At 68.5% G+C, this 219-nt stretch carries 1 protein-coding gene; it reads right to left on the bottom strand.

Annotated elements, in window-relative coordinates; translation table 11 throughout:
* Nucleotides 1-219: SdrD B-like domain-containing protein (locus E2C06_RS37175; RefSeq protein WP_133293449.1), on the bottom strand; the 219-nt coding region annotated here is incomplete at both ends.

Below are 219 nucleotides of genomic sequence, written 5' to 3'. Positions count from 1 at the left end.
CCGGGTAGCACGGCCTCGCCGGTCTGACGGACGCCGTCGCTGTTCAGGTCAGTGAAGGCCCGGCCAGTTATGTTGCCGTTCTGCCAAAGCCCGGCATCGACGTTGGCCACGGTCTGGCCGGAGGTGAGCGTGATGGCGGTGGTGACGCCGGTCGTGGGACTAGCGTCGCTGTCGAGGGTGTCGTCGCTGCCCCTGTCCTGCGGGCTGAGGCTGTAGCCC

The sequence above is a fragment of the Dankookia rubra genome (genome assembly GCF_004355005.1).
Lineage (GTDB): Bacteria > Pseudomonadota > Alphaproteobacteria > Acetobacterales > Acetobacteraceae > Paracraurococcus > Paracraurococcus ruber_A.
The sequence above is the reverse complement of the archived record's forward strand: the minus strand, read 5'-3'. Positions and strand labels throughout refer to the sequence as shown.